Below are 21469 nucleotides of genomic sequence, written 5' to 3'. Positions count from 1 at the left end.
TACCGCTCCTCCTCGTGTTCACCGGGGAGAACGCCCCGTACGGTCCGCGCATTCCCCGCAGCCACGCCTTCACAGGCAGCCACCGGAGTGACGGGCGTCCGCACGGAGCCGACCGGGCAACCGTGCCCGGGACATGAGTGAGGCCCGCCCCCCGGAGGGAGCGGGCCTCGACTTCAGCTATTCACCAGCTGGGACCTGAGCGTCAGCTCTGGCCACCGGCCAGCTTCTCGCGCAGGGCGGCCAGGGCCTCGTCCGACGCCAGGGCGCCGGAGTTGTCGTCCGACTCCGAGGAGTACGAACCGCCCGATGCACCCGCACCGGCGTTGCCACCGCTGGCCGCGGCCGGAGCGGCAGCACCCTCGGCAGCAGCGGCCTCGTCGGCCTCGCGGGACTTGATGACCTGGGCCTGGTGCTGCTCGAAGCGCGCCTGCGCCTCGGCGTACTGGCCTTCCCAGGCCTCGCGCTGGGTGTCGAAGCCCTCGAGCCAGTCGTTGGTCTCGGGGTCGAAGCCCTCGGGGTAGATGTAGTTCCCCTGGTCGTCGTACGACGCGGCCATGCCGTACAGCGTCGGGTCGAACTCGACCGAGGCCGGGTCCGAGCCGAAGGACTCGTTGGCCTGCTTCAGCGAGAGGCTGATGCGGCGGCGCTCAAGGTCGATGTCGATGACCTTGACGAAGATCTCGTCGTTGACCTGGACGACCTGCTCCGGGATCTCCACGTGGCGCTCGGCCAGCTCGGAGATGTGGACCAGGCCCTCGATGCCCTCGTCGACGCGCACGAACGCACCGAACGGAACGAGCTTCGTGACCTTGCCCGGGACGACCTGACCGATCTGGTGCGTACGGGCGAACTGCTGCCACGGGTCTTCCTGCGTCGCCTTGAGCGACAGGGAGACACGCTCGCGGTCCATGTCCACGTCGAGAACCTCGACGGTGACTTCCTGGCCGACCTCGACAACCTCGGAGGGGTGGTCGATGTGCTTCCAGGAGAGCTCGGAGACGTGCACGAGACCGTCGACGCCACCCAGGTCCACGAAGGCACCGAAGTTGACGATCGAGGAGACGACGCCGGAGCGGACCTGGCCCTTCTGCAGGGTCGTGAGGAACGTCTGACGCACCTCGGACTGGGTCTGCTCGAGCCAGGCACGGCGGGACAGGACCACGTTGTTGCGGTTCTTGTCCAGCTCGATGATCTTGGCCTCGAGCTCCTTGCCCACGTAGGGCTGGAGGTCGCGGACACGACGCATCTCGACCAGGGAGGCCGGCAGGAAGCCACGGAGGCCGATGTCGAGGATGAGACCACCCTTGACGACCTCGATGACGGTGCCGGTGACGATCCCGTCTTCTTCCTTGATCTTCTCGATGGTGCCCCAGGCACGCTCGTACTGAGCGCGCTTCTTCGAGAGGATCAGGCGGCCTTCCTTGTCCTCCTTCTGGAGAACCAGGGCCTCGATCTCGTCGCCGACCTTGACGACCTCGTTCGGGTCGACGTCGTGCTTGATCGAGAGCTCGCGGCTCGGGATGACGCCTTCGGTCTTGTAACCGATGTCGAGGAGAACCTCGTCCCGGTCAACCTTGACGATGACGCCGTCAACGATGTCCCCATCGTTGAAGTACTTGATCGTCTCGTCGATCGCCGCGAGGAACGCGTCCGCGTCGCCGATGTCGTTGACCGCAACCTGCGGCGTGGTGGCGGTGGTCTCGGTGCTGCTCGTCATGTGGGAAAGGGCTCCGGTACGGACATTGAAGTCGTAGGTACTGCTACGCCGGGAGCCCGTATCGCCTCTGCAGACGCCGGACAGCCCAGGAAGCGCCGATCCGGTATTCCGTGCTCGTTGCCGAACACATCGGTGGCGCCTCGATAACCGAGGGGACATACAACAGATGCAAGCGCAGCCTGCTAGGTCTGAGGAGCGCAGGCTCGCAGCGCAACTTGTAGCATACGGGGACGGCCGGACACGGTCAATGCGCGAAGACGCACACCCAGGGCGGATCGCACCAATCCCGGCACAACTTCAGTTGTACGAGGCCACATCGGCCCCGGCGCTGTCCCGGCGCCGATTTCTCCGGTGCATCCGGACGACCACCGCGACCGCGACCGCGACGACTGCCGCCGGACCCGACGATACAGACTGGCACGATGAGCGAAGAGTACGAGAACGAGCCCGAGGCGACACGCCGTGACGCCGGGGACACCGAGAGCAGCCGGGCCAACCGGGGCTGGTGGGACCGGAACGCCGACGAGTACCAGACCGAGCACGGCTCCTTCCTGGGCGACGACCGCTTCGTCTGGGGACCCGAGGGCCTCGACGAGGTGGAGGCCGAGCTGCTGGGCCCGGCCGAGGGGCTGAAGGGGCTGGACGTCCTGGAGATCGGCGCCGGGGCCGCCCAGTGCTCGCGCTGGCTGGCCGCCCAGGGCGCCCACCCGGTGGCCCTCGACGTCTCCCACCGCCAGCTCCAGCACGCGCTGCGGATCGGCGAGAACCGGCCGGGCGTGGCCTCGGTCCCGCTGGTGGCGGCCGACGCGACGGTCCTGCCGTTCCGCGACGGTTCCTTCGATCTGGCCTGTTCCGCGTACGGCGCCGTGCCCTTCGTCGCGGACCCGGTGAAGCTGTTCCGCGAGGTGCACCGGGTGCTTCGGCCCGGCGGGCGCTGGATCTTCTCCGTCACCCACCCGATCCGCTGGGCCTTCCCCGACGAACCGGGGCCCGAGGGCCTCACGGCCACGTCCTCCTACTTCGACCGCACCCCGTACGTCGAGCAGGACGAGCGGGGGAACGCGGTGTACGTCGAGCACCACCGAACCCTCGGGGACCGGGTGCGGGACGTGCTGGCGGGCGGGTTCCGGCTGGTCGACCTGGTCGAGCCGCAGTGGCCGGAGTGGAATACGTCGGAGTGGGGCGGCTGGTCCCCGCTGCGCGGGAAGCTGATTCCCGGCTCGGCGATTTTCGTCTGCGTACGGGACGACGTACGAGACTGACCGGGTGATCCGTACCGGCGCGCTCGACGTGCTTCCCGTCCGTACCGCCGTGCCCGCCCTTGAGCGGGCTCTCGACGCGCACGGCGCCGCCGTACTCTGCGCGCCGCCCGGCACCGGCAAGACCACGCTGGTGCCGCTGGTGCTGGCGGGTCTCGTCGGGGGCGTGGCCGGGAGCCGCCCGGCGCGGAAGGTGATCGTCGCCGAGCCGCGCCGGATCGCCGCCCGGGCCGCCGCGCGGCGGATGGCGTGGCTGCTCGGCGAAGAGGCCGGCGGCCGGGTCGGGTTCACGGTGCGCGGCGAGCGGACCGTGGGGCCGGACACGGTGGTGGAGGTCGTCACCACCGGTGTGCTGCTCCAGCGGCTCCAGCGCGACCAGGAGCTGGCCGGGGTGGATGTGGTCATGCTCGACGAATGCCATGAACGCCACCTCGACGCGGACACCGTCGCCGCCTTCCTCCTCGATGTGCGGGCCGCGCTCCGCCCTGAGCTGCGTCTGCTGGCGGCGTCCGCGACGACCGACGCCCAGGGGTGGGCGCGGCTGCTCGGGGACGCCCCGGTGGTGGAGGCGCACGGCGTCTCGCACCCGGTGGAGACGGTGTGGGCGCCGCCCGCCCGGCCGGTGCGGCCGCCGCACGGAATGCGGGTGGATCCCGCCCTGCTCACGCATGTCGCCTCGGTCGTACGGAGAGCGCTGGCCGAGCGGACCGGCGATGTGCTCTGCTTCCTGCCGGGGGTCGGTGAAATCACCAGGGTGGCCGGGCAGTTGGCCGGGCAGTTGGCGGGCCTGGACGTGGAGGTGCTCCAGGTGCACGGGCGGGCGCCCGCCGCCGTGCAGGACGCCGTGCTCGCGGGATCGGCCGGCCGCCGGGTGGTGCTCGCGACTTCGGTGGCCGAGTCGTCGCTGACCGTGCCGGGGGTACGGGTGGTGGTGGACGCCGGGCTGGCGCGCGAGCCGCGCACCGACCACGCGCGCGGACTGAGCGCGCTCACGACCGTACGGGTCTCGCAGGCCGCGTCGCGGCAGCGTGCGGGACGCGCGGGCCGGGAGGCGCCAGGCACTGTCTACCGCTGCTGGACGGAGGCCGAGGACACCCGGCTCACCCGCTTTCCCTCCCCCGAGATCAAGGTCGCCGATCTGGCCGCTTTCGCCCTCCAGGCGGCGTGCTGGGGCGATCCGTCGGCCGGGGGCCTCGCCCTGCTCGACCCGCCGCCCATCGGCGCGATGGGCGCGGCGCGCGAAGTGCTCGCCGCGATCGGCGCGGTGGACCCGGACGGCCGGGCCACCGGCCGGGGCGTACGGATGGCACGGCTCGGGCTGCACCCCCGGCTCGCGCGGGCGCTCCTCGACGGCGCACGCGAGGTCGGCGCACGCCGGGCGGCGGAGGTGGTGGCGCTGCTCAGCGAGGAGCCGCCCCGGGAGTACGGGGACGATCTCACCGCTGCCTGGCGTACCGCTCGCGCGGGCGGCGACGGTTATGCGGGCCGCTGGCGCCAGGAGGTCCGCAGGCTGGCTTCGGGGGTGGACGGCGCACGGACGGGACGGGGCGCGCGGGCCGGGGCCGGTGGCGGCGGGCATGACGGCGACAGCGGTCATGACAGCGACGACGCGGTGGCGGGTCTGGTGGCCGCCCTTGCCTTCCCCGAGCGGGTGGCTCGGGCCAGGGGCGAAGGCGCGTTCCTGATGGTGTCGGGGACCGGGGCTGAGACGGCGGCCGGGTCGCGGCTGCGCAGCGCGCCGTGGCTCGCGGTCGCGGTGGCCGACCGTCCGGCCACCGCCGCGTCGGCGCGGGTACGGCTGGCCGCCGTCGTCGACGAGGACACCGCACGGCTGGCGGCGGGCCATCTGCTCGGCACCGCCGACGAGGTCCGCTGGGGGGACGGTGACGTGCTGGCCAGGCGCGTGGAGCGGCTGGGCGCGGTCGAGCTGGCGGTACGGCCGCTGAAGAGCCCGCCGCCCGCACTCGTACGGGAGGCACTCCTTGACGGGCTGCGGCGCGAGGGGCTCGGGCTGCTGCGCTGGACCCCGCACGCACGGGAGTTGCGGCAGCGGCTCGCCTTTCTGCACCGTGAGGTGGGCGGCGGCTGGCCCGACGTATCGGACGAGTCCCTGCTGACGCGGGCCGACGAGTGGCTGGAGCCCGAGCTGTCCAGGGCGCGGCGGCGGAGCGACCTGGAGCGGACCGAGGCCGGGCAGGCGCTCGGCAGGCTGCTGCCCTGGGCGACCGGTGAGGCGGCGCGGCTGGACGAGCTGGCGCCCGAGCGGTACGAGGTGCCGAGCGGGTCCCGGATCCGGCTGGACTACGGCGGGGCGCAACCGGTGCTCGCGGTGAAGCTCCAGGAGATGTTCGGCCTCGCCGAGACGCCGGCCGTGGCGGGTGTGCCGGTCCTGGTGCATCTGCTCTCCCCGGCCGGGCGCCCCGCCGCGGTGACGGCCGATCTGGCGTCGTTCTGGCGGGAGGGGTACCGGTCGGTACGGGCGGAACTGCGCGGGCGCTACCCCCGGCACCCATGGCCGGAGGACCCGTCGGACGCGGCCCCGACCCGGTATACGAAGGCACGCCAGAACAGGGGGTAGGGCCCTTCTTGTCCTGCTGCTGGATCAGGCGATGACCGGTTCCGGGTCGGGCAGCCGCGCGTCCGGCCGGTCGGGCTCCCCCGGCCGGCGGCTGCGTGCCTCCAGCCAGAGCGCCAGCGCGAGCAGGCAGATACCGAGGCCCAGGAAGCCCCAGGGCAGATACGAGGTGAGCAGCAGCACGAGCAGCCGGTTCGACTTGACCAGGTTGACTGTGTAGTTGACGTAGTCGGGCCGCATTTTCACGTCTCCGGCGAACGCGGTGACCTTCGCCCGGCCGCCCAGCAGGGTGCCGCCGCGCAGCTCCTCCTTGTGGATCTCCTCGCCGTTGACGGGGGCTCCGGTGACGGGGTCGACCCAGAACATCCGCTTGGTGGAGTACCAGCGGGTGGTGCCGGTCTTCGCGACGGACTCCGGGGTGATGCCCTTGACCGGCATCTTCTTGGGCATCGACACCTTGGTCCAGGGGATGGTCTGCTCGAAGTAGTAGACGTCGAGGCCGTGGAACTTCACCGTGCCCCGGTAGTGGATCGGGGACGAGGTGCGCGTCTGCGCGTCGAAGTACTCGTAGTCGCGCTTCTGGGTGAGGAAGGGCCATTTGAACTCGATGCCCTCCCGGTTGACGGGGATGCCGTCGACCATCTCGCCGGTCGCGTGCACCGGTGCCTGGGTGTGCGCGTCGAAGATGTACCGCTCGGGGATCTCGGAGACCATCTTGCCGTCGGGTCCGGCGACATAGGACAGCGAGTCCCAGACGACGACGTCACGCCCGGCGCTCTGCTCGATGCGGTCGGATTCCGCGACGTTGCCCCGGAGCGTCTGCACGATGGTCACCTGTGAGACCTTCTTGGCCTGCATGGTGCCGTAGTCGAGGAGGGTCGCGGGCTTCGCCTGCAGGACTTCCTCCTGGTACTGGTTGGCCGGGATCTTCGCCAGCCGGGGGAAGGCGTACCAGCGCAGCAGCGGGGATATGGCGGCGCAGAAGACCGCGAAGGCTAGCAGCACCAGACTGGCTTTACGGCGCATGGCCGTCCTCCTACTGGGTCTTGGGGCCTGCTGGTTCTCGGGCGCCCACTGGCTCTGGGGGCCTACTGGCTCTTGGGTCCTGGGACGGTGGTGAGCAGCGGTTTGGGCGAGGTCTTGCCGGCGGGCGAACCGACCGCCGAGATGGTGAGGACGAGGGCGAAGGCCACGGCCAGCCCGATGGCGGCGGCGACGAGGGCGCGCATGCACGGCCTCCTACGAGATCTGATGCTTCGTCAGGGATGGGGCACCGTAGCAACGCGGCGGCGAGATGAGAACACGTTGTGCGGACCTGTTGCCCGGGCCGGCCGGGGGCGGGCACGACAGAGCCCGGCCGCACACCGCTTCCGGGTGTGCGGCCGGGCTCAGTGGCCCGGTCGGCCGTGGGCGTCCGTACTGGCTGCAGTAGCCGCATTGGCCTTGGCCTTATTGGCCGCAGTCGGCTGTACGTACCGCCGGGCCGGGTCGCTCGTGCCGGCCGGTGGAGGGTGGGCGCCGTCCGGTCAGCCGGTGGCGCAGGGGGACGGGCTGCTCCCGCTCGGCGACGGTGAGGGAGAGGGCGAACCGCTCGCGCTGCCGGACGGGGACGGGGTGGGCGAGGGTGACGGGCGGGCCGAGCCCGAAGGGGACGGCGAAGGGCCGGGGCTCGCGCTGTCCGACGGTGACGGCGAGGGGGTGGGGCAGCCGGAGCCGCTAGGCGAGGGCGACGGCGAACCGCTCGGGCTGCCCGAAGGGCTCGGCGAGGGCGAGGGCTTGCCGCTCCTGCTGGGGCCCGGCACAGGGGAGATCGTTCCGATGTCGGTCTTCGTCGGCTTGGGGCTGGGCCTGGACGACCGGGACGGCGAGGGGGCCGGGGTGTGCCGGGACGGACTGGTCCCGGCACCGGGCGCGTTGCCGCTATCGCCTCCGCCGTGTCCCTGGCCATCGGGTCCGGTGCCGGTGGGCAGCACGCCCGTGCCGTCCGGGACGTCGTGGGTGCCCTTCTTGTAGAACTCGAACCAGGACAGGACCGTACTCAGATACTCCTGCGAGTGGTTGTAGCCCAGGATCGCCTGGTCGAGATCGTGCTGCACGGCGACGTCGCGGCCGTCGGCGCAGAGGTAGCGGCCGGTGGCGAGTGACGCGTCGAAGACGTTGTTGGGGTCCTTCTTGCCGTCGCCGTTCCCGTCCTGTCCCCAGGTGGCCCAGGTGGACGGGATGAACTGCATCGGGCCGACCGCCCGATCGTGCGTCGCGTCACCGTCGTATCGCCCGTTGTCGGTGTCGGAGATGTTGGCGAAGCCCGCGCCGTTGAGTACGGGGCCGAGGATCGGGCTGAGCGTGGTGCCCGTGGCGTCCACCCGGCCGCCGCGCGCCTGGCCCGACTCGACCTTGCCGATCGCCGCGAGCAGTTCCCACGGCAGATGGCAGCCGGGGTCGGTGCCCGCGACGGTCTGCTCCGCCTTCCGGTAGGCGGCGAGCACCGAGGCCGGAATACCGGCTGCGGCCGTCCCGGCCGGTGTGGTGACGGGAGTTGCCGGCTTGGCGGGGGTGTTCAGCGGGGGAAGGTCGGTGAAGTACGGGGAGTCGCCGCTCACCGGGGTACCGGACGGTGGCGTCGCGTCAGCGGCCTGGCTGCTGTTGTCCGGGGACTGGCTGCCCATGGCGTCCGGCGCCTGCGAAGCGGTCATCGCCGCCACCGCAAGCGCGGCCACCGTGGTCGCTGTCGCCCCCTTGCGCAACCGGCTGCTGAAATGCGGTGCCATAGGTGTGGTCCCTCCGCGTCGACTGATCCCGCTCCCCAGGGCGGGACTCCGGTGACATTACGACAACCACCGCCTCCGCGGCACCGGATGCCGACCGCCTTTCACCGTTTCTTCAGCCCTGGGCCGCCCGGTGTCTGCCTGAGGCAGTGCGCAGGCCGGAGCCCTCGCCCCAAGCGGGGCCTGTCCTGGCCAGGCCGGCGTCAGTGTGCGGCGGACTCCCAGTCCGCGCCGACACCCACCGATACATCGAGCGGGGCCCGCAGTTGTGCCGCGGCCGCCATCTCCCTGCGGAGGATCTGCTCCACCTGCTTGCGCTCGCCGGATGCGATCTCCAGCACGATTTCGTCGTGCACCTGGAGCAGCATCCGCGAGGCCAGCCCGGCCTCGGTCAGTGCCCGGTCCACCTTCAGCATCGCGACCTTGACGATGTCCGCCGCGGTGCCCTGGATGGGGGCGTTGAGCGCCATCCGCTCGGCCATCTCACGGCGCTGGCGGTTGTCGCTGTTGAGGTCGGGCAGGTAGCGGCGGCGGCCCAGCATCGTCTGCGTGTACCCGGTGGCGCGGGCCTCCTCGACGACGCGCTGCAGATAGTCCCGCACCCCGCCGAACCGCTCGAAGAAGGTGTCCATCAGCCCGCGCGCCTCGCCGGCCTCGATGTTCAGCTGCTGGGAGAGACCGAACGCCGAGAGCCCGTAGGCGAGTCCGTACGACATCGCCTTGATCTTGCGCCGCATCTCCGGGTCGACGGCCGACTTCTCCACCCCGAACACCTGTGAGGCGACCGTGGTGTGCAGGTCCTCGCCCGAGGTGAACGCCTCGATCAGCCCGGCATCTTCCGACAGATGCGCCATCACCCGCAGTTCGATCTGGCTGTAGTCGGCGGTCATCAGCGATTCGTACCCCTCGCCGACGACGAAGCCGCGGCGGATGGCCCGGCCCTCGTCCGTACGCACCGGGATGTTCTGCAGGTTGGGGTCGGTGGACGACAGCCTGCCCGTCGCCGCCACCGTCTGGTTGAAGGTGGTGTGGATCCGGCCGTCCGCGGCCACCATCTTGATCAGGCCCTCGACGGTCACCCGCAGCCTGGCCTGCTCCCGGTGGCGCAGCATGATCACCGGCAGGTCGTGCTCGGTCTGCGCGGCGAGCCAGGCCAGCGCGTCCGCGTCCGTCGTGTACCCGGTCTTGGTCTTCTTCGTCTTGGGCAGACCGAGCTCGGTGAAGAAGACCTCCTGGAGCTGCTTGGGCGAGCCGAGGTTGAACTCGTGCCCGACCGCCGCGTGCGCCTCCTTCACGGCCTGCTGCACCGCGCCGGCGAACTGCTGCTCCATCCCCTCCAGATGGGCGCGGTCGGCGGCGATGCCGTGCCGTTCCAGCCGGGCCAGCAGGATCGACGTCGGCAGCTCCACATCGTGCAGCAGTCCGGCGGCGCCGACCTCCTTGAGCCGCTCGCCGAACGCGTCGCCGAGGTCGAGCACCGCGCGCGCCTGGGTCATCAGGGACTCGGCCTCGGCCTGCTCATCCGTACCGAAGGCGAGCTGGCCGTCCGCGGAGGCCGCCGGGGCGAGCTCTCGGCCCAGGTACTCCACGGCCAGTGGCTCCAGCGCGAAGGAGCGCCGGCCGGGCTTCACCAGATAGGCCGCGAGCGCGGTGTCCATCGCGACGCCCTCGACGCTCCACCCGTGCTCGGGGAAGACCCGCATCGCGTTCTTCGCGTTGTGCATGACCTTGGGCCTTTGCGGGTCCGCGATCCAGGCGGCGAAGGCCTGCTCGTCCGACTCGTCCAGCTGAGTGGTGTCGAACCAGGCGGCGGGCCCGCCCGCCGCGGCGAGCGCGATCTCACGGACGTTACCGGTGCCAAGCGCCCAGCTCTCCACGGTGGCCATGCCCAGCGGCTGCCCGCCGTGCTCGGCCAGCCAGGGCGCCAGCTCCCCGGAGGCCAGCACGGAGCCGTCCAGCTCCACTCCGGCGGCCGGGGCCCGGTCCGCTTCGTCCGCCGCACCCGGGTCCACCGCGAGCAGCCGCTCGCGCAGGCTCGGATTCCGGATCTCCAGCACATCCAGCATGTGCGCGAACGCCTCCCGGTCGTACGCGGCGCGCTCCAGGTCCGCCGGGCCCTTCGGCAGCTCGACATCGCGGACCATCTCGGTGAGCCGGCGGTTGCGCCGCACCGATTCCAGGTGGTCGCGGAAATTCTGCCCGGCCTTGCCCTTGACCTCGTCGGCGCGCTCCACCAGCTCGGCGAACGAACCGAACTGGTTGATCCACTTCGCGGCCGTCTTCTCGCCGACACCGGGGATGCCCGGAAGGTTGTCCGATGGGTCGCCGCGCAGCGCCGCGAAGTCCGGGTACTGCTGCGGGGTCAGCCCGTACTTCTCCTCGACCTTCTCCGGCGTGAATCGGGTGAGCTCGGAGACGCCCTTGGTCGGGTACAGCACGGTGACGTGGTCGGTGATCAGCTGGAACGAGTCCCGGTCACCGGTGACGATCAGTACCTCGAAGCCCGCCGCCTCGGCCTGGGTGGCGAGCGTCGCGATGACGTCGTCCGCCTCGAAGCCCTCGATCGCGAAGCGGTCCACCCGCATGGTGTCCAGCACCTCGCCGATCAGCTCCACCTGGCCCTTGAACTCGTCGGGGGTCTTGGAGCGGTTCGCCTTGTACTCCGGGAACTCGTCCGCGCGCCAGGTCTTGCGGGAGACGTCGAAAGCCACCGCGAAGTGGGTGGGCGCCTCATCACGCAGCGTGTTCGCCAGCATCGACGCGAAGCCGTAGATGGCATTCGTCGTCTGACCGCTCGCGGTCGTGAAGTTCTCCGCGGGCAGCGCGAAGAACGCCCGGTACGCCAGAGAGTGCCCGTCCATGAGGAGCAGGCGGGGGCGGGTGTCTGCGGTCTGCTTCGATGCTGTCTTTGCCACGGGTCCGATCCTGCCACGGAGCACTGACAATCCAGACCTCCGGACACCTCACCGGAACCGCTGTCAGTGGCACGTGACAGGATCGGGGCTGTACGTCGATCCGCCCGCTCGAAGGGGAGCGCCATGGCTGCCAAGCCGCCCACAGGTGACCCGGTCCAGGACGCGCCGCAGGTCACGGCCCCGCATCATGCCGCAGCCGGTCTGCCCGCCATCGGCCACACCCTGCAGATCGCACAGCAGCAGATGGGCGTGGTGCGGACCGCGAGGACCCTGCTCAAGGTCAATCAGAAGGGCGGCTTCGACTGCCCCGGCTGCGCCTGGCCGGAGGGCGCCAAGCGGCACACCGCGGAATTCTGCGAGAACGGCGCCAAGGCCGTCGCCGAGGAGGCGACGCTGCGCCGGGTCACGCCCGCGTTCTTCGCCGCGCACTCCGTGACCGATCTCGCCTCGCGCAGCGGCTACTGGCTGGGGCAGCAGGGCCGGATCACCGAGCCGATGCTCCTGCCCGAGGGCGGCGACCGGTACGAGCCGGTCAGCTGGGAGCGAGCCTTCGAGATCATCGCCGAGGAGCTGCGGGCGCTGGACTCCCCCGACGAGGCGCTCTTCTACACCTCGGGCCGCACCAGCAACGAAGCCGCGTTCCTGCTCCAGCTCTTCGCCCGCGCCTACGGCACGAACAACCTGCCCGACTGCTCCAACATGTGCCACGAGTCGTCCGGTTCCGCGCTCTCGGAGACCATCGGCATCGGCAAGGGCAGCGTCTCCCTCGACGACATGCACCAGGCGGACCTGATCATCGTCGCCGGGCAGAACCCGGGCACCAACCATCCGCGCATGCTCTCCGCACTGGAGAAGGCCAAGGCCGCGGGCGCGAAGATCATCTCCGTGAACCCGCTGCCCGAGGCGGGCCTGGAGCGCTTCAAGAACCCGCAGACCCCGCAGGGCATGATCAGGGGAGCGGCCCTCACCGACCTCTTCCTGCAGATCCGCATCGGCGGCGACCAGGCACTCTTCCGCCTCCTGAACAAACTGATCATCGAGACCGAGGGCGCGACCGACGAGCTGTTCGTACGCGAACACACCCATGGATACGAGGAGTTCGCGGCCGCCGCGCGCGCCGCCGACTGGGACTCGACGCTCACCGCCACCGGCCTCTCCCGCACGGACATCGAGCAGGCTCTCGCGATGGTCCTCGACTCCAAGCGGACCATCGTCTGCTGGGCCATGGGCCTGACCCAGCATAAGCACTCCGTGCCGACCATCCGCGAAGTCGTCAACTTCCTGCTGCTGCGCGGGAACATCGGCCGCCCCGGCGCCGGCGTCTGTCCCGTCCGCGGGCACTCCAACGTCCAGGGCGACCGCACCATGGGCATCTTCGAGCGGCCCGACCCGGCATTCCTCGACGCCCTGGACAAGGAATTCGGGATCGCCTCGCCCCGCCACCACGGCTTCGACGTCGTCCGCGCCATCGAGGCGCTGCGCGACGGCCAGGCCAAAGTCTTCTTCGCCATGGGCGGGAACTTCGTGGGCGCGACACCCGACACCGACGTCACCGAGGCAGCCATGCGCCGCGCCTCCCTCACCGTGCACGTGTCGACAAAACTGAACCGCTCGCACACCGTCACGGGCACCCGCGCCCTGATCCTCCCCACTCTGGGGCGCACGGACAAGGACGTCCAGGCGAGCGGAAAGCAGTTCGTCACCGTCGAGGACTCCATGGGGCTCGTCCATGCCTCCCGGGGCAACCTCACCCCCGCCGGCCCGCGACTCCTCTCCGAGCCGGCCATCGTCGCCCGGATGGCGCGCGCGGTCCTCGGCGCCGAATCCGCGATCGGCTGGGAGGAGTTCGAGAAGGACTACGCCACGATCCGGGACCGGATCTCGCGCGTCGTGCCGGGCTTCGAGGACTTCAACACCCGCGTCGCCGTGCCTGGCGGCTTCGCCCTCCCGCACGCCCCGCGTGACGAGCGCCGCTTCCCCACAGCCACCGGCAAGGCGAACTTCACCGCCGCGCCCGTCGAGTACCCCGAGCTCCCCGAGGGGCGGCTGCTCCTGCAGACCATGCGCTCGCACGACCAGTACAACACCACGATCTACGGCCTCGACGACCGCTACCGCGGCATCACGGGCGGCCGCCGCGTCGTCCTGGTCAACCCGGACGACGCCCGTGAGCTCGGCCTCGCCGATGGCTCGTACACCGATCTGGTCAGTGAGTGGAAGGACGGCGTCGAGCGGCGCGCCCCCGGCTTCCGGGTGGTGCACTACCCGACCGCCCGCGGCTGTGCCGCCGCGTACTACCCGGAGACGAACGTGCTGGTCCCGCTCGACGCGACCGCCGACGTCAGCAACACCCCCGTGAGCAAGTCCGTAGTGGTCCGTCTGGAACAATCCGGCACGGCCTAAGCGTTTGCTTAAGTCACCGGGCAGCGGACCCGCCAGCGGTCCGCTGCCGGCAGCCGGCGCAGCAGCCGCCACGACGATCGGAGCCGGACCACCATGGGCGAGCAGACCACCGTGAAGTTCCCTCAAGAGGTCATCGACGAGTACGCCGTGCTCGGCGTCGACCTGCCCGCACTGTTCTCCGCCGGACATCTCGGCGAGCGGATGGGCGTACGGATCACCGAGGCCGCCGCCGACCGCGTCGTCGGCACCATGCCGGTCGAGGGCAACACCCAGCCGTACGGCCTGCTGCACGGCGGCGCGTCCGCCGTACTCGCCGAGACCCTCGGCTCCGTCGGCTCGATGCTGCACGGCGGCCCCTCCAAGCTCGCTGTCGGCGTCGACCTCAACTGCACCCACCACCGGGGCGTCCGCAGCGGGCTGGTCACCGGTGTGGCCACCCCGGTCCACCGCGGCCGCTCCACCGCGACGTACGAGATCGTGATCACCGACGAACAGGACAAGCGGGTCTGCACCGCCCGGCTCACCTGCCTGCTGCGCGACGCGACCCCCGCCGGCCCCACTGGCTGACCGACCCACCCTCTGGGCCGACCGGCGCCCTCCGGGCGACGAGGCGCCCCCGCGGACATCCCCCGACGGCCGGGCCCGTCACTCAGAACACCGTTCGTCGCCCTTTAACGTAACGCTGCGTAGCAAGAACTCGATGAATGACAGATTCCGCAGCGCCCCCGCATCCCGCCGCCGGCCCGCCCGGCGGCGGATTTGCGACACCCGCACCGCGCACCCGCGGACAGCACCAAGATTGCCTCAAGCCCCTTAGCGGAACTGCACGTTCTCACATCCCGGGCAAATACATGGTGACCGCATTTCTCCCAACTGTCCGCAGTGCGCCTGCCCTTCGCCTCTCCGGGCATAACAAGACAGTCACATCCTGACCTTCAACGGTCCGCACTTCCGTCACCTGCGCTTAGAGTCACGCCCAGTCACCGCGCCGCCGGGCGCGTCTGCAGCACGGCCCAGCACCAGTCCAGTACGGCCCGGCGAGACCTACGGCGCCTCAGCAGAGGCGGCGGCGCCAGGGAGAGGATTCATCGTGCGACAGCGTTCGTTGCTCATACTCACCACCGTGCTGACCACAGGCGCACTGACACTCACCGCTTGTGGATCGCGCGACAACAAGGACAGCAAGGGCAGCGGCGGCAAGACCGAGGTCGTCATCGGCGTCGACGCACCGCTCACCGGAGCGAACTCCGCCACCGGCCTCGGCATCCAGGGCGGCGTCAGGGTCGCCATCGATGACGCGAACAAGAACAACACCGTGCCCGGCGTGAAGTTCGTCATCAAGGCGCTCGACGACAAGGCCCTGCCGCCGACCGGCCAGCAGAACGCCTCCGCGCTCGTCGCGGACAACAAGGTCCTGGGCGTCGTCGGACCGCTCAACTCCGGTGTCGCGCAGACCATGCAGCAGGTCTTCGCCACCGCCAACCTGGTCGAGATCTCGCCGGCGAACACCGCCCCCGAGCTCACCCAGGGCAAGAACTGGCAGACCTCGAAGAGCCGCCCGTACAAGACGTACTTCCGCACCGCGACCACGGACGCCCTCCAGGGCGGCTTCGCCGCGCAGTACGCCGGGCAGACGCTCAAGAAGAAGAAGGTCTTCGTCGTCGACGACAAGCAGACCTACGGCGCCGGTCTCGCCAAGCTCTTCAAGGCCAACTTCCTGAAGGCGGGCGGCAAGCTGGCCGGCCAGGACCACGTCAACACCGGGGACAAGGACTTCTCCACCCTCGTCACCAAGATCAAGAACTCCGGCGCCGACATCCTCTACTACGGCGGCCAGTACGACGAGTCCCAGATCATCACCAAGCAGCTCAAGGACGCCGGCGCCCACATCCCGCTCATGGGCGGCGACGGCATGTTCTCACCCACCTACATCAAGACCGCGGGCAAGGCGGCCGAGGGCGACCTCGCCACCTCCGTCGGCGTCCCCGTCGAGTCCCTCCCCGCCGCCAAGGACTTCATCGCGAAGTACAAGGCCGCCAAGTACACCGGTGACTACGGGACTTACGGCGGATATTCCTACGACGCCGCCACCGCCATCATCAAGGCAGTGGGCTCCGTGGTGAAGGACGGCAAGGTCCCGTCCGACGCCCGCCAGCAGATCGTGGACGCCGTCCAGAAGACCGACTTCGACGGCATCGCAGGCCACGTCTCCTTCGACCAGTACGGCGACACCACCAACAAGCAGCTCACCGTCTACCAGGTCAAGAACGGCGCCTGGAAGGCAGTCAAGAGCGGCGTCTACACGCCGGCCGGCTGACCAGGAACACCGCAGTGCACAGGGCCGCGCGGCCACGACCACGAGTCACCGCGCGGCCCGCAGTCTCCCCTCGCTCCTTCCCACCCACATGGAGGCCATGCGGTGAACTCCCTGCCGCAACAGCTGGCCAACGGGCTGTTCCTCGGCTCGATGTACGGGCTGATCGCCATCGGATACACGATGGTGTACGGCATCGTCCAGCTCATCAACTTCGCCCACGGCGAGATATTCATGACCGGCGGCTTCGGCGCGCTGACGGTCTACATGTACGTACTGCCCGACGGCACTTCGATGTGGATAGCCCTGCCGGCCATGCTGGTGGGCGGCGCCATCGTCGCCGTACTCGTCGCCGTCGGAGCCGAACGCTTCGCCTACCGGCCCCTGCGCGGCGCACCACGGCTCGCACCGCTCATCACCGCGATCGGCCTCTCCCTCGCACTGCAGCAGGCGGTCTTCAACTGGTACCCCGGCGCAGAGAACGCCCGTGTCTTCCCGCCACTGCCCGGCGGCCCGTACCACCTGGGCTCCATCGACATCCAGAGCGGCGACCTCTTCCTGATCATCGCGGCCCCCCTCTGCATGGCCGCGCTCGCCGTCTTCACCCGGACCTCCCGCACCGGCCGCGCCATGCAGGCCACCGCCCAGGACCCCGACACCGCCCAGCTCATGGGCATCGACACCAACCGCATCATCGTCATCGCGTTCGCCATCGGGGGCCTCTTCGCCGCCGTCGCCGGCATCGCGTACGGCTTCAAGATCGGCAACGTCGACTACAGCATGGGCTTCCAGGCCGGCCTCAAGGCCTTCACCGCGGCCGTTCTCGGCGGCATCGGCAACATCTACGGCGCCATGCTCGGCGGTCTCGTCCTCGGTGTCGCCGAAGTCATGGCCACCGCGTACATCGACCAGGTCCCCGGTATGCACCAGCTCGGCGGCCAGGCGTGGTCCGCGGTCTGGGCCTTCGTCCTGCTGATTCTCGTACTGCTCCTACGACCACAAGGTCTACTGGGCGAACGCGTCGCGGACAGGGCGTGACGGACATGGACACCAACGAGCACAACGAGCCCAACCCGGCCGACGGGGGCACCGCCACCACCCCCGCCAAGACCGCTGTCGACACGAACCAGTCCGCACAGCCCGCCGGGACCCCGTCGCTGATCCCGCTCCCCCTGGTCGCCGCCCGCGCACTCACCATCGCCGGCGCCGTCATCACCATCGTGAGCGCCTTCCTCTCCTGGACCTGGGAGCCCGGCTTCGCCGACGACCTGACCTACTCAGGAAACCCCTCAGGACTCCAGCTCCTCGCGGTCATCGGCGGGGTCGTCACCCTCCTCTTCGTCCTCAGCCACGCCCGCGTACGCGGACTGCGCTGGCTCAACCCCAGCGGCGCGACCGCCCCGGTCTTCCTCGCGGCGCTCGCCGCGTTCGCCGTCGTCTGGTACGTCGTCCTCGCCATCGGCTTCGAACTCGGCGGGCTCGTCAACCTCGACCCCGGCGGCTGGATCGCCGCCGTGGGCGCCGCGGTCGCCCTCATCGGCACGCTCGCACTGCCCCGGCCCGGCGCCACAGCGAAGTCCTACTTCGCCAAGGCCGACCCGATCCCGGCAGCCAAAGCTCTCCCCGCCTGGGGGCAGCGGGTGGTCATCACCGCCGCCACCGTGCTCGGCCTGATCGTCTTCACGTACGGCATCGGCGTCCCCGACGAACAGCCGGAAGTATTCGTCTCGTTCGTACTGCTCGTCGTCTTCAACGCCTGGGCACTCTTCGGCGCCGGACTCACCGACCGCTTCTCCGAACTCAACGCCCGGCACAAAGGATTCGCCACCTCCATGGCGTTCCTCGCCGCGGCGATCTTCCCGTTCACCCAGAGCCAGGACCACAACGCCAACCTCGGCGTGAACATCCTCATCTTCGGAACCGTCGCCCTCGGCCTCAACATCGTCGTCGGCCTCACCGGACTCCTCGACCTCGGATACGTCGCCTTCCTCGGCGTCGGCGCCTACGCCGCGGCCCTGGTCTCCGGCTCGGAGTTCTCCACCTTCTCCGGCGTCCAGTTCCCGTTCTGGGCAGCCGCCCTGACCGGAATGGCAGCCTCCCTGATCTTCGGCGTCCTCATCGGCGCACCCACCCTGCGACTGCGCGGCGACTACCTCGCGATCGTCACCCTGGGCTTCGGAGAGATCTTCCGCATCGCCGTGAACAGCCTGGACGGCTCGTCGGGACCCGACATCACCAATGGCCCCAACGGCATCCCTTCCATCCCGGACCTGGAACTCTTCGGGTTCAACCTCGGCGTATCCCACGACATCGCGGGCTTCACCCTCGGCCGGTTCGCCAACTACTTCCTGCTCATGCTGATCATCACCGGGCTCGTCGTCCTGGTCTTCAACCGCGCCGCCGACTCCCGAATCGGGCGCTCCTGGATCGCCATCCGCGAGGACGAGACGGCAGCCACCGCCATGGGCATCAACGGCTTCCGGGTCAAGCTCATCGCCTTCGCACTCGGCGCCACCCTCGCGGGCCTCGCCGGTACGGTCAGCGCGCACGTGACCTACAGCGTCACCCCCGCCCCGTACCAGTTCGCCGGAGCAGCCCCGCCCAACTCGGCCTTCCTGCTCGCCGCGGTGGTGCTCGGCGGTATGGGCACGGTCGGCGGCCCGATCCTCGGTGCCACCTTCCTCTACCTCATCCCGGAGAAGCTCGGCTTCCTCAAGCAGTACGAACTGCTCGCCTTCGGCATCGCACTCGTCCTGCTGATGCGCTTCCGCCCCGAGGGCGTCATCGCCAACCGGCGGCGCCAGCTCGAATTCCATGAGGACAGCGCACCCGACCTGCCGGAACAACGCACAACCGGCGACGAAACCGTCCCCGCAGGCAAGGCAGGGGCGTGAGGAACGACATGACCACGCAAACGACCGCACCGGCTCCGGAATCCACCGGCGCCCCCGTGCTCCGGGCCGAAGGCGTCATCATGCGCTTCGGCGGCCTCACCGCCGTCCGCGATGTCGACCTCACCGTCAACGCCGGAGAGATCGTCGGCCTCATCGGCCCCAACGGCGCCGGCAAAACCACCTTCTTCAACTGCCTCACCGGCCTCTACGTGCCCACCGAGGGCAAGGTCAGCTACAAGGGCACCGTCCTGCCGCCCAAACCGCACCTCGTCACCAAGGCAGGCATCGCCCGTACCTTCCAGAACATCCGGCTCTTCGCCAATATGACGGTCCTGGAGAACGTCCTCGTCGGACGCCACACCCGGACCAAGGAGGGCCTCTGGTCCGCCATCCTGCGCGGCCCCGGCTTCCACCGGGCCGAGGCCAAGTCCCGCGAACGGGCCACCGAACTCCTGGAGTTCATCGGCCTCGCCCACAAAGCGAGCCACCTCGCGCGCAACCTCCCGTACGGGGAGCAGCGCAAGCTCGAAATCGCCCGCGCCCTTGCCAGCGAACCCGGCCTGCTGCTGCTGGACGAGCCCACCGCCGGGATGAACCCGCAGGAGACCCGCGCCACCGAAGAGCTCGTCTTCGCCATCCGGGACCAGGGCATCGCCGTACTCGTCATCGAGCACGACATGCGGTTCATCTTCAACCTCTGCGACCGCGTCGCCGTCCTCGTCCAGGGCGAGAAACTCGTCGAAGGCACATCGGAGGTGGTCCAGGGCGACGAACGCGTCATCGCGGCCTACCTCGGAACGCCCTTCGAGGGCGCGCCGGGCGACGAGGAGGTGGCCGAGGTCGAAGCGGCCGAGGCCCAGAGCGCGGCAGGGCACACCAGCACCACCAGTACCACCAGCGCCACCGGTACCGAAGGAGACACCCAGTGACCGCTCTCCTGGAGGTCCAGGACCTCAGGGTCGCCTACGGCAAGATCGAGGCCGTCAAGGGCATCTCCTTCACCGTCGAAGCCGGCCAGGTCGTCACCCTGATCGGCACCAACGGCGCCGGCAAGACCACCACCCTCCGCACCCTCTCCGGACTGATCAAACCGGCCGGCGGCACGATCGCCTTCGACGGGAAACCGCTCGCGGGCATCCCCGCCCACAAGGTCGTCGCCCTCGGCCTGGCCCACTCCCCCGAGGGCCGGCACATCTTCCCGCGCCTGTCGATCTTCGAGAACCTCCAGCTCGGAGCTTTCCTCCGGGACGACAAAGAAGGCATCGAGAAGGACATCCAGCGCGCCTACGACCTCTTCCCGATCCTGGGCGAACGACGAAAGCAGGCAGCGGGCACCCTGTCCGGCGGTGAACAGCAGATGCTCGCCATGGGCCGGGCGCTGATGTCGCAGCCCAAGCTGCTGATGCTCGACGAGCCCTCCATGGGCCTCTCGCCGATCATGATGCAGAAGATCATGGAGACCATCGTCGAGCTCAAGTCCCAGGGCATGACGATCCTGCTCGTCGAACAGAACGCGCAGGCGGCGCTCTCCCTGGCCGACCACGGGTACGTCATGGAGATCGGCAAGATCTCGCTCTCCGGTACCGGCCACGACCTGCTGCACGACGAGTCGGTCCGCAAGGCGTACCTCGGCGAGGACTGAACACGGTCCCCGCAGCACACAGCCGGACGGCCCACCCCGAATCTCCCGGGGCGGGCCGTCCGGCTGTCGCCTTCGTACTGCGGACCTGGAGCCGCGCCGGAGCTACTGCTCCTTGGCCGCCTTCTTCTCCTCGGCGTCCTCGATGACCGCCTCGGCGACCTGCTGCATCGACATCCGGCGGTCCATCGAGGTCTTCTGGATCCACCGGAAGGCGGCGGGCTCGGTCAGCCCGTACTGCGTCTGCAGCACCGATTTCGCCCGGTCCACCAGCTTCCGCGTCTCCAGCCGCTGCGAGAGGTCGGCGACCTCCTGCTCCAGGGCCTTCAGCTCGGTGAAGCGGGAGACGGCCATCTCGATGGCGGGCACGACGTCGCTCTTGGAGAACGGCTTCACCAGATACGCCATCGCTCCGGCGTCCCGGGCCCGCTCCACCAGGTCGCGCTGCGAGAAAGCGGTCAGCATCAGGACCGGGGCGATGGACTCCTCGGTGATCTTCTCGGCCGCGGAGATCCCGTCCAGAACGGGCATCTTCACATCGAGGATCACCAGATCGGGCCGGTGCTCCCGGGCCAGCTCGATGGCCTGCTGACCGTCACCGGCTTCACCGACGACCGCATAGCCCTCTTCTTCGAGCATCTCTTTGAGGTCGAGGCGGATGAGGGCCTCGTCCTCTGCGATGACGACACGGGTCGTCAGCGGCGGGACGTGCGACTTGTCGTCGTCGGCGACGGGCTGGGGCGACTCGGGGGCGGTCACGGGGGCTCCTCGTTGCGGGCCGGGCAGGCGTTACTGCCTACGCAGCCTACCTAGCTGCCGCGATGAACGGTGACCCGGTATAGTTCGCGAGGCCGGTCTCGCCGGGTTGGTGGAATGGCATACACGGAGGTCTCAAACACCTCTGCCCGAGAGGGCTTGCGGGTTCGAGTCCCGCACCCGGTACCTTTGAAAGCGGATGTTCACATTCTCGTGAACATCCGCTTTCCGT

General features: G+C 69.8%; 15 protein-coding genes and 1 tRNA gene. 10 read left to right on the top strand and 6 right to left on the bottom strand.

Annotated elements, in window-relative coordinates; genetic code table 11:
* Positions 1–202 precede the first annotated feature (202 nt).
* Positions 203–1717 carry a 30S ribosomal protein S1 gene (gene rpsA / locus OG452_RS27395; protein WP_164267217.1) on the bottom strand — a complete coding sequence of 505 codons (1515 nt, stop codon included), beginning with the start codon at positions 1715–1717 and terminating at the stop codon, positions 203–205.
* 422 nt (positions 1718–2139) lie between these two features.
* On the opposite strand from rpsA, the gene OG452_RS27390 reads away from it, so the two are divergent.
* Positions 2140–2979, top strand: a complete 840-nt coding sequence (locus OG452_RS27390) for a class I SAM-dependent methyltransferase (RefSeq protein WP_327298230.1) — start codon at positions 2140–2142, stop codon at positions 2977–2979.
* A gap of 4 nt (positions 2980–2983) precedes the next feature.
* Positions 2984–5554: an ATP-dependent helicase HrpB gene (hrpB, locus tag OG452_RS27385; protein ID WP_327298229.1), complete on the top strand. Its 2571-nt coding sequence runs from the start codon at positions 2984–2986 to the stop codon at positions 5552–5554.
* Positions 5555–5578: 24 nt separating this feature from the next.
* Here hrpB and OG452_RS27380 read toward each other — a convergent pair whose 3' ends face one another.
* The 4 genes from OG452_RS27380 to polA form a co-directional block, all read right to left on the bottom strand.
* Positions 5579–6577 carry a DUF3068 domain-containing protein gene (locus OG452_RS27380; protein ID WP_327298228.1) on the bottom strand — a complete coding sequence of 333 codons (999 nt, stop codon included), beginning with the start codon at positions 6575–6577 and terminating at the stop codon, positions 5579–5581.
* A 62-nt stretch (positions 6578–6639) separates the two neighbouring features.
* A complete protein-coding gene (locus OG452_RS27375; protein ID WP_327298227.1) occupies positions 6640–6780 on the bottom strand; it encodes an SPW_0924 family protein in 141 nt (46 codons plus the stop codon).
* Positions 6781–7077: 297 nt separating this feature from the next.
* Positions 7078–8319 carry a lytic murein transglycosylase gene (locus OG452_RS27370; RefSeq protein WP_442810099.1) on the bottom strand — a complete coding sequence of 414 codons (1242 nt, stop codon included), beginning with the start codon at positions 8317–8319 and terminating at the stop codon, positions 7078–7080.
* A 200-nt stretch (positions 8320–8519) separates the two neighbouring features.
* Positions 8520–11231, bottom strand: coding sequence for a DNA polymerase I (gene polA, locus OG452_RS27365; RefSeq protein WP_327298226.1), 2712 nt, complete (start codon positions 11229–11231; stop codon positions 8520–8522).
* 123 nt (positions 11232–11354) lie between these two features.
* On the opposite strand from polA, the gene OG452_RS27360 reads away from it, so the two are divergent.
* From OG452_RS27360 to OG452_RS27330, 7 genes are all read left to right on the top strand, one after another.
* Positions 11355–13634, top strand: coding sequence for an FdhF/YdeP family oxidoreductase (locus OG452_RS27360; RefSeq protein ID WP_327298225.1), 2280 nt, complete (start codon positions 11355–11357; stop codon positions 13632–13634).
* Between the two features lie 93 nt (positions 13635–13727).
* On the top strand, positions 13728–14201 hold the full coding sequence (locus OG452_RS27355) for a PaaI family thioesterase (RefSeq protein ID WP_327298224.1): 474 nt from the start codon (positions 13728–13730) through the stop codon (positions 14199–14201).
* Positions 14202–14724: 523 nt separating this feature from the next.
* On the top strand, positions 14725–15951 hold the full coding sequence (locus OG452_RS27350; RefSeq protein WP_327298223.1) for a branched-chain amino acid ABC transporter substrate-binding protein: 1227 nt from the start codon (positions 14725–14727) through the stop codon (positions 15949–15951).
* Positions 15952–16053: 102 nt separating this feature from the next.
* On the top strand, positions 16054–16986 hold the full coding sequence (locus OG452_RS27345) for a branched-chain amino acid ABC transporter permease (RefSeq protein ID WP_266858047.1): 933 nt from the start codon (positions 16054–16056) through the stop codon (positions 16984–16986).
* Positions 16987–16991: 5 nt separating this feature from the next.
* Positions 16992–18842: a branched-chain amino acid ABC transporter permease gene (locus tag OG452_RS27340; protein WP_327298222.1), complete on the top strand. Its 1851-nt coding sequence runs from the start codon at positions 16992–16994 to the stop codon at positions 18840–18842.
* Between the two features lie 8 nt (positions 18843–18850).
* Entirely contained in the window at positions 18851–19771 is a 921-nt protein-coding gene (locus tag OG452_RS27335) for an ABC transporter ATP-binding protein (RefSeq protein ID WP_327298221.1), read from the top strand.
* The gene (locus OG452_RS27330) at positions 19768–20484 is read left to right on the top strand and encodes an ABC transporter ATP-binding protein (protein WP_327298220.1); all 717 of its coding nucleotides are present in this window, start codon (positions 19768–19770) and stop codon (positions 20482–20484) included. The genes OG452_RS27335 and OG452_RS27330 overlap by 4 nt, the downstream gene beginning before the upstream one ends.
* 102 nt (positions 20485–20586) lie before the next feature.
* Here the strand turns inward: OG452_RS27330 and OG452_RS27325 are convergent, their stop codons facing one another.
* On the bottom strand, positions 20587–21240 hold the full coding sequence (locus tag OG452_RS27325) for an ANTAR domain-containing response regulator (RefSeq protein WP_327298219.1): 654 nt from the start codon (positions 21238–21240) through the stop codon (positions 20587–20589).
* 100 nt (positions 21241–21340) lie between these two features.
* On the opposite strand from OG452_RS27325, the gene OG452_RS27320 reads away from it, so the two are divergent.
* Positions 21341–21423: transfer RNA gene (locus OG452_RS27320), tRNA-Leu, on the top strand.
* Positions 21424–21469 lie beyond the last annotated feature (46 nt).

The sequence above is a fragment of the Streptomyces sp. NBC_01197 genome, from assembly GCF_036010505.1.
Taxonomy (GTDB): domain Bacteria; phylum Actinomycetota; class Actinomycetes; order Streptomycetales; family Streptomycetaceae; genus Streptomyces.
The sequence above is the reverse complement of the archived record's forward strand: the minus strand, read 5'-3'. Positions and strand labels throughout refer to the sequence as shown.

What these genes read in the sequence shown, in the direction of transcription:
- rpsA (WP_164267217.1), bottom strand. Translation starts at nt 1,717, where the DNA reads ATGACGAGCAGCACCGAGACCACCGCCACCACGCCGCAGGTTGCGGTC.
- OG452_RS27390 (WP_327298230.1), top strand. Translation starts at nt 2,140, where the DNA reads ATGAGCGAAGAGTACGAGAACGAGCCCGAGGCGACACGCCGTGACGCC.
- OG452_RS27380 (WP_327298228.1), bottom strand. Translation starts at nt 6,577, where the DNA reads ATGCGCCGTAAAGCCAGTCTGGTGCTGCTAGCCTTCGCGGTCTTCTGC.
- OG452_RS27375 (WP_327298227.1), bottom strand. Translation starts at nt 6,780, where the DNA reads ATGCGCGCCCTCGTCGCCGCCGCCATCGGGCTGGCCGTGGCCTTCGCC.
- OG452_RS27370 (WP_442810099.1), bottom strand. Translation starts at nt 8,319, where the DNA reads ATGGCACCGCATTTCAGCAGCCGGTTGCGCAAGGGGGCGACAGCGACC.
- OG452_RS27360 (WP_327298225.1), top strand. Translation starts at nt 11,355, where the DNA reads ATGGCTGCCAAGCCGCCCACAGGTGACCCGGTCCAGGACGCGCCGCAG.
- OG452_RS27355 (WP_327298224.1), top strand. Translation starts at nt 13,728, where the DNA reads ATGGGCGAGCAGACCACCGTGAAGTTCCCTCAAGAGGTCATCGACGAG.
- OG452_RS27340 (WP_327298222.1), top strand. Translation starts at nt 16,992, where the DNA reads ATGGACACCAACGAGCACAACGAGCCCAACCCGGCCGACGGGGGCACC.
- OG452_RS27335 (WP_327298221.1), top strand. Translation starts at nt 18,851, where the DNA reads ATGACCACGCAAACGACCGCACCGGCTCCGGAATCCACCGGCGCCCCC.